Annotated in this window: 9 protein-coding genes; 1 reads left to right on the top strand and 8 read right to left on the bottom strand. The window is 60.1% G+C overall.

Translation table 11 applies throughout. From position 1 onward, the window contains the following. From NUW23_14210 to NUW23_14195, 4 genes are all read right to left on the bottom strand, one after another. Positions 1-468: type I-C CRISPR-associated protein Cas8c/Csd1 (locus NUW23_14210; GenBank protein MCR4427313.1), on the bottom strand; the 468-nt coding region annotated here is incomplete at its 3' end. Between the two features lie 16 nt (positions 469-484). Further along, positions 485-1,207 (bottom strand): type I-C CRISPR-associated protein Cas5c, encoded by a 723-nt coding sequence (cas5c, locus tag NUW23_14205; protein MCR4427312.1) that lies wholly within the window; start codon positions 1,205-1,207, stop codon positions 485-487. Between the two features lie 29 nt (positions 1,208-1,236). Continuing rightward, positions 1,237-3,510, bottom strand: coding sequence for a CRISPR-associated endonuclease Cas3'' (locus NUW23_14200; GenBank protein MCR4427311.1), 2,274 nt, complete (start codon positions 3,508-3,510; stop codon positions 1,237-1,239). Positions 3,511-3,921: 411 nt separating this feature from the next. Further along, positions 3,922-4,164 (bottom strand): hypothetical protein, encoded by a 243-nt coding sequence (locus NUW23_14195; protein MCR4427310.1) that lies wholly within the window; start codon positions 4,162-4,164, stop codon positions 3,922-3,924. Positions 4,165-4,471: 307 nt separating this feature from the next. On the opposite strand from NUW23_14195, the gene NUW23_14190 reads away from it, so the two are divergent. Continuing rightward, a complete protein-coding gene (locus NUW23_14190; GenBank protein MCR4427309.1) occupies positions 4,472-5,413 on the top strand; it encodes a hypothetical protein in 942 nt (313 codons plus the stop codon). A 70-nt stretch (positions 5,414-5,483) separates the two neighbouring features. Here the strand turns inward: NUW23_14190 and NUW23_14185 are convergent, their stop codons facing one another. The 4 genes from NUW23_14185 to NUW23_14170 all read right to left on the bottom strand — a co-directional run bounded on the left by NUW23_14185 (position 5,484) and on the right by NUW23_14170 (position 7,342). Next, a complete protein-coding gene (locus NUW23_14185; GenBank protein ID MCR4427308.1) occupies positions 5,484-5,645 on the bottom strand; it encodes a hypothetical protein in 162 nt (53 codons plus the stop codon). Between the two features lie 16 nt (positions 5,646-5,661). Beyond that, the gene (locus NUW23_14180) at positions 5,662-6,117 is read right to left on the bottom strand and encodes an ABC transporter permease (GenBank protein ID MCR4427307.1); all 456 of its coding nucleotides are present in this window, start codon (positions 6,115-6,117) and stop codon (positions 5,662-5,664) included. 18 nt (positions 6,118-6,135) lie between these two features. Continuing rightward, the gene (locus tag NUW23_14175; protein ID MCR4427306.1) at positions 6,136-6,381 is read right to left on the bottom strand and encodes a hypothetical protein; all 246 of its coding nucleotides are present in this window, start codon (positions 6,379-6,381) and stop codon (positions 6,136-6,138) included. A 91-nt stretch (positions 6,382-6,472) separates the two neighbouring features. Further along, a complete protein-coding gene (locus tag NUW23_14170) occupies positions 6,473-7,342 on the bottom strand; it encodes an ABC transporter ATP-binding protein (GenBank protein ID MCR4427305.1) in 870 nt (289 codons plus the stop codon). Positions 7,343-7,743: the final 401 nt, after the last annotated feature.

Genomic DNA, 7,743 nt, shown 5'->3' with positions numbered 1-7,743 from the left:
GAAGCCCGTATCCACTCGAAAGGTGAGCTTGTCGGTCGGCTTGGCTTTCGCCGCGACCAAGCGTTCCTGAACGGCTCGAAGATTCTCCTCGCTGCGCAAGAACGCCGCGCAACCGCCGAGCACGGGGCACTCGACCGCTGCATTCCTGAGTAGCTCTATGAAGAAATCATGTTTGGCAAGGGCCTTCCTGCGCTCAGCATCGGCAAGCTTCTCCACCCCATAGAGAGCCACCACTTGAGCTGTATCGATCAGGAAATGGCTGCGCGTTACTCCTCCGGCGATCAGTTCTCCCTGCTGCAGGTCTGGTGACTGGGCAAACCTTCGGTCTCCTTCCTGCATGTGCAGGTCAAGCACATCGATGAGCCGCCCCTCACGGCTCAGCCAGATGGCCCATCGAGCCGTCTTTGATGTGAAACCAGGTTCCAGAGAGCGATGCTCATGGGCATACGCAGCCAACTCATTAAGCACTTCTCTCACCTCCTCCCTATCTGGGCTTTAGCACGGCCTCACTTTCGTACTCAGGTACGTCCAGGATGCCGCCTTTCACGAAGGCGTGGAAGACGCTGATCTTGGGCGCAGCATAGCCAGACTCGTCCACTGTGTTCAGATCGAAAACATCATAGACCATGTAGCCCAGATCGAGATCGATGCGTTGCGGAGGTGGGTTGTTGCTTGCATCCGCCTGGCTGAAGAATGCCACGAATTCCCGGCAACCGAAGTAAGGTTGGTAGAAGCACTTCCCGGCGTCCAACCGCCGTTGCATCTGCGCTGCCAGGGCGTTCAGCCGACCCGCAAAGGCGGGTCTTGGCTGGATGTGCGCATGTACTCTGTAGCGTACATCGACGAGCGCCATGGTCTGACGCTGAGTGCGACCCTGCTGATCATTTCCGATCATCTCTCTGGTGGCATCCGCGATAATTGGGGCAACCTCACCTCCGGCCTTCATCACGGCCTGGATCGCGCGGACGCTGATCTTCTCTTTAACCTCGTTCCTACGCAAAGGGATGTACCGGATAGGGTTCAAGATCTCGATTCGGTCCACCCGCCATCCGAATTCGACTGGTTTGGAGTAGATTGCGTCCAGAATCCCGCGACCGGCCGAAGGCGTCATCACCGGGTAGCTGAACCGCTCCACCTTCAGCTCGGGTCGGGTAAAGCACGCGAGGTCGCCCCAGACCTCCAGGACAAAACGGCCATTCTCGTTCACTCTTTCTCACCACCTTTCCGGAGAACCCGTCATGCTCCAAGGACCCTTGGTACGTCGGGTATGATCAACCCAAGCTCCTCCGAGTAGTCACGATCGTCGAGGTACACGTACCACCCGGTTTCGTCACCTCGATACTTGACCGGCTCCAGCCAATCATCACCGGTGCTTCTGCCTTCCGCGCTTCGATAGAGACTGACCGCCAACCGCCGGGCTCTGTGCACCCAGTCGCGGGAAAGCCCCTGGTTCAAACCGATCTGCCGCAGCTCACGGTATTCGTCAATTCGACGACCATATGGCACCAGCACGTTGATCGTGGGATTGTCGATCAGGTGGTAACGCTCGGCCACCTCCGCGAAATTGCAGGTCTTTATGAATTCGAACAGACCCTTGTCCTCGTTTACCACGTTCGCCAGATCGTAGAATTCCCTGTAGTAATCCAGGAACAGTGCCGGATCCTGAAGATCTAGCGTGCCTCCACGTTCCAGCGCAAGCTTCCTCACCTCCGATGCTGCGGCCGAGTAGGTCTGGTCAGGATAGGCCTCCTGGTCTATGGGCGGCAGAAAGACGTGGAACTCCCCCTCTGCAAGGTGGCCCTCCCGGTTGCATCTGCCCGCCGCCTGCGCAAGCGCTTCAAGAGGGCCCCAGGCTCTGAACACCACAGGAAAGTCAATGTCGACCCCTGCCTCTACGCACTGAGTAGAGACCAGTCGGCACTCCAGACCAGCCTCAAGGCGACTCCTGACTTCGCTCAGGACGTCAGTCCTGTGGGCCGGGCACATGTCCGTGGACAGATGGTAGAGTCCCTTCTTCTCCACGCGTTCAGCGAGCAGCTTGTAGAGCTTTCGCGAGTGTCGCTTGACATTCACAATTGCCAGCGCCTGCGGGCAGTGGGCCATCTTTTCGGCAACTTCCTCCAGCGTAGTCGTGCGAAGGCCCTCCCCGGGCCAGTGCACGCGCACCCGCTGCACGCGGCGGAAGAGCCCTAGTTCAGGCGGGACGATCTCCTGGGCTTCCCACCCTGCAGGCGCGTGCCGAGAGACATGTGCGCTCAGTGAGCCAAATGCGGGTTGGGTGGCTGTGGAAAGCACAACCGAACAGCCAAACGCCTCTTTGAGGTGCGAGAGCGCCGCGAGAGTAGGGACTGCGAGATGAGCTGGAAGTGTCTGGACTTCATCCCATAGCACTACACTGCCGGCGATGTTGTGAAGTTTCCGGCACGCCGATGGCCGGTTCGCAAACAGAGACTCGCAGAAGCGAACGCTCGTGGTGATGATGACTGGCGCGTCCCAGTCCTCCGCGAGCAACCGTGCTCGGCTCTCGTCCGGGCCTTTGGCGCAGGTCTCCACTTCAGCCAGGCTATGGTCTTCCAGGACGTACGGATGAAGGTCATCCTCACCGAATATGGAACGATACACCGCGGCAGTCTGCTCGATTATGCTCAAGAACGGGAGAACGACGATAATGCGTCGCAGACCGTGGCGGAGCGCGTGTCTCAGTGCGAAAATGAGCATAGCAATGGTCTTCCCTGAGCCGGTGGGTGCAGTAAGCGTGTAGAGTCCGGGCGGCCGGTCGGCGGCTTCCATGCACGTTCGCTGGAGGTCTTCCCGGAGGGCACGCACGGCTGGGTCGGCCTTTGACTTGGCGCGGATCTCCGCCAGATGAGAATCCAGCCTGGCCAGTGCTTGGTCAACCGCCAACGTGCGCCCGGGTGGACGGTACTTATACGTTCCATCCTCAGAGCGGTTAAAATGCGCTTCAGTGGCGATGAAATCCGCATCAACGAGAGCGGAGAATAGCATGCGCACATCCAGCATGGCGGCGAGGTTGTGTTGCGACTGGACATCCCTTAGGAACCTGCTGGACACGCCAGGAGGAGGTGAGGGAAAGACCCCGCCGTCGGCAATATACCGTTTCTCGAGGACGGATGGATCTGGCTCAGAGAGCACCAACTTCAATGGATGGCATGCTGCAAGCACGTCGGGTCTAAGACTGTCTATGTTTCGACCGCTCTGCAGACCAATATGGTGCCCCTGGATTGCCAATGCAGCTGCCAGGCCGGTCTCTTTGTAGTGCTGAAGCAGTATCCAGGCACCGAGAGACCAATGGTCGATGCCTGACGCCTCTCCATGCAAACGCCTCTGGAATAGCTCCCCGTACTTTGCGATATCATGGCCGTACCCCGCTATCTCAGCCTCGAACGGAGCGAAACCTGAAGCGAATTCCTTCGCGAGTTGGGCTGTTCGCGCCAGATGCTCCATGACCGGCTCCTCTCGCCCCTTTACTGCTGAATGCGCTGAATACATCTCCGGCGCCTCCTGACTCGTTTTCACCCCCACCCTTCCGTCTTGTTTCGGTCATCTCGTCGCAATCGCTTTGCGAATTGTTTCAATTGTCTCGATCCACACGCCCGCGCGGGGCACGGCCGGCTGACTGGATAGGCTCGCGCCTCATGCTCACACGTTACCGCGGACGGATGACTGCCTGTCACCTGTCCACATCTATACTCTTCGCCAATCCCTGTAGTATTCCCTTCACATTCGTTGCCAACTGATGCCGGGGGAAGTATCGCTTCCCAGCCGGTCCTTCGGGCGGCTCAGGGCCCGCTCTCAGCCGGTCCATCGTGGAGCTCAGGGCCCGCTCCCAGGCGCTTCCCAGCCGGTCCTCAGCTCGACCCAGTGCCCGCTCCCCCGTCCCCATAGCGCAGCCAACCATCCCTAATCCAGCATCATGCTCTTCACTGACACATCGTCGATCGCGGACAGGCTCTGGCCCAGCCGCTCGATGTCACTGTCGTCCCCTGTGAGTTGCAGAAGGATCAGGCCCTTGTCCTCGCAGTTCCGGTTGAGGCCCAGCCTGGCCTCGACCAGGCACCCGTAACGCGTGAGAACCTCCTGGACTTCCGGACCATGCTCTGACCTCCGGCCAACCTGCACAGCCATGATCGCCTTTCGTTCCATGACGCACCTCCGCACTGTCTGCGACGCCCAGGGTCGGACGGTCGGACTGGCGCTGCTGCCCCGGGCCGGGAAATCGGCCACCGGAATGGAGCCATTGTTGTGAGAGCCCCATCCGGGCCGTCTATTGTATTGTGACCATTTCCCGAAAGGGCAAGGAGGCTGGTACATGTGAACCTGACAAGAGTGAGGTTTGTGGCGGCGGTTGCGGTTCTGTGCCTGATCCTCGCGGGCGGAAGTGCCCTCGCCCAGCCGAGCAAGTACGCGGCGTCCATTCCCCCCGAGGTGCTCTCTCTACAACCAGGACGTCGTGAACGGCGACCGGCCGAAAGTCGTGCCGGTTACGCTGGACATGATCTGGGGTCTCCGGACCAACCCGAATCCCGGGGGTGATGTATTCAAGTTCTCCCTGACCCCGACTCAGGTTGCATCGCCGCAAAAGACGATACTCCGGGACTGGATATCCAATGGCGCAAACATCCTCCTGCTGGGGTCTGACGAGATATCCAAGTATCTCGACATGCTCATGAGTCTGATCCCGAGCCCCGGCACTCGTTTCACCTCGGTTTCGGACCCGGTAGCCTTTGCGGACCACCCCGTGAACACGGAGGTCAGCCAGTCCAGGTTTCTCGGTAGCTATGGCGTGACTGGTTACCCGGAAGGGACAGAAGTGATAGTCTACCGCGGGAAAGCGGCGCTTGCGGGAAGGATCCCGTTCGGGCGGGGGAACATCTACTTCGCCAACATCTCCACGTCAGGCACGTACGGCGACCGCGACAGATGGCTGCTCAACTTCTACCACTGGATGCTCGGCCTGCCGATTCCCGGCGCTCTCGGCACGTCGGTCCTGCCCATCCTGCTGCCCCCATCCCCGGGTGGGCAGCCATCTTCGTTGAGTGTGACGCCCCAGCCGCAAGTCACGATCACACCTCAGGTGGGAACCGTTTCGGTTCCTCCAGTCACAGTCCCTGCGCACCAGGTACGTCTCAAGACCGGCGAAATCATCACCGGGGATGTCACCACTCTGAGGTTCCTCATCGAGACGGGCTATGCGAATCTCTGGTTCGATATCGGTTCGATTTCTCGGGTGGTCCTTGCCGGGGCCGGAACAGGCATGGAGACAATCGTCCTCCGTTCAGGGGACGTCTTGAACGGCACAGTGTGGCCTGAGACAGTGCAGGTGCGACTGGCCACCGGCTGGGTGCAGGAGTTCTCCAAGGAGGACATCAGCGAGATCGTGTCCCTCTGGTAAGAGTGGAACGGTAACAATGGCAAGCAGACGGGCAGGCAACGCGACGGAGGCTCCGTCAACCGCGCCTGCCCTACCCTGTCTTCGCTCGTCCTTCGCCCAACACCTGGTGCTTGCCATCCATTGCCGGTCCCCGTTGAGCGCTCCTCGTTCCGGCTGCCGCCGCGCAGTTCCCATTGCGCTTGGCGTCGCGCGCCTCCCGCCGCGCCCGTCTCGTCGCGCGCCTCCCGTTCATCGCCATCCATTCCTCCTTACCCGTTCCTTTTAAGCTTCCCGGTCCTCATGGCGTAGTGTTCGCCGCGTTCGAAGATCCACAGCCCAAGTGGAATGAGAATCGCGCCGAGCACGAGCAGGATGCAGAGGTCCGGAAAGATGGCTCCGACGCCTGCGCCTTCAAGAAGAGCGGCTCTCGCGGCCCTGAGGGTATAGGTCGCGGGCGAGAGCGCGGAAAGCGGCCGGATCCAGGGTGGAAGCACAGACACATCGTAGTAGACACCCGAGATGAGGAGTATCACTGCCTGGAATATGTGTGTGGCCTGCGATTCCTTCTCCGGCGAGATAAGAGGAAACACCGCTGCCCCAAGGCCCATGCCGATGAATGCGAGGCTCGACACGGCCAGCGTCAGCAAGGCGACACCGAGGTTGGCCCCGGAAAGCGATATGCTGAAGAACAATGCCACCGCAGTAAGGCAGACCGTCGTCCATATGAGGCCGTACAGAATCGCTCAGAAGCAGACGCCCATCATGTAAGTGAACCTGGGCTGAGGGGCCATGAACGAGTATTCTATGGTCCCCTCCCATCTCTCCCAGGCCACGGACTCCGAAACCTCGTGGAACAGGACCGAGAGGAAGCCCCAGAGAAGCGCCCCTGCCATGAGGAAGAGGATGCGCTCGTTCATGGTCTCCTTTGGACCGCTCACGCCGATGAAGCCGATGGACAGGACGTTCACTACCTCGTAGGAGGCGTACACGAGTTCCTAGCCCAAGTAGCGTTTCACAAGGTTGATGTACCGCTGTACCAGTGCGTAGCTGGACTTTATTTCATGTGCCAGAGCGTTCAAGTCAGTCATCTCCCTCCGGGATTTCGTCCGCAAGGTTCTTCCCTGTGAGCTTGAAAAAGGCCTCCTCGAGCGAAGGCACGACCCCGTTCACGGCAAACTGCGCCCGGACATTCTGCGGGGTGTCCATTGCCACGAACCTGCCGTCGTCTATGACGGCTATCCGGTCGCACAGCCTCTCCGCTTCAGACATGTCGTGGGTCGTAAGGATCACGGTCGTATCGTGCGTGTCCCTCACCTCGAGCACGAAGTCCTGGACCTCCTTCTTCGACACGGGGTCGAGGCCTGTGGTTGGCTCGTCGAGAAGGAGCAGGACCGGCGAAGTCAGGAGGGCGCGCGCCACAGCGACCTTCTGCTGCATCCCGCGGGAGAGGTTCTCGAGTGATATAAAGGCCTTCTTCTCTGCGAACCCAAGCCTCTTCAGGATGGACATGGCCTTTGCCCGGCCTTCACGCACATCCACATCGTAGAGCCGGGCGGCGTACTCCAGGTTCTCCATGGCCGAGCGCTTTTTGAAGAACGCAGCTTCGACTGAGACCCGGTTTATGCACCGCCTGACCGCCAGCCTCTCCGAGATCACGTCCTTTCCAAAGACCGTTATCGTCCCGGAATCCGGCAAGAGCAGGGTGGAGATCAGACGAATGAGCGTCGACTTGCCGGACCCGTTCGGTCCCAGTATCCCGAATATCTCACCCCGGGTAACTTCAAATGATACGTCCCGCACGGCGTCGACCCTCACAGCCCTGGGGGCGATCATATTCCTGAGCCGCTTTCCGAGAGACACCTGAGGCCTGGACCGCGCGACTTCCTGCCGGCCCTGGGCTGGCTCCATGAACGACTTGAAAGCATGAACACACTCGATGGCTATGGACACACTCGGTCCCTCCCATCCTGTCATGAGCATCGAGCCGGGCCACGGGTACAGTCCCGCGGCCCGGCCCGAAAGAATCCCCGGAAAAATCTAAGGCCGCGGGCTCTCTGTCGCCCGCGGCCCGGCTATGCGTCTTGACGCACCTCACTCAAGCCTTGGACGAGCTGAGCCCATATGGGCGCACTTGTCCCCGAAAAAGGGCATCGTAGCCCCGACTCGGGCGCGGGCGATGGACGAAACGATAATGATGCGCCTCACAGGCTCGGCCTCCTTTCGGTCTTGAGAGTAGCTGACCAGGTTCAGTGTATCCCACCCAGGAAACGGGTCTCAAGCGGAATGTGCGCCAGGCCTGAGTCAAGAAGAAGTGGGGACTTCCCCTTTCCTCGAATCGGTTGCGCCTACGG

The organism is Bacillota bacterium, from assembly GCA_024655925.1.
Lineage (GTDB): Bacteria > Bacillota > DTU025 > DTU025 > JANLFS01 > JANLFS01.
This window is presented reverse-complemented; position numbering and strand designations above follow the sequence as displayed.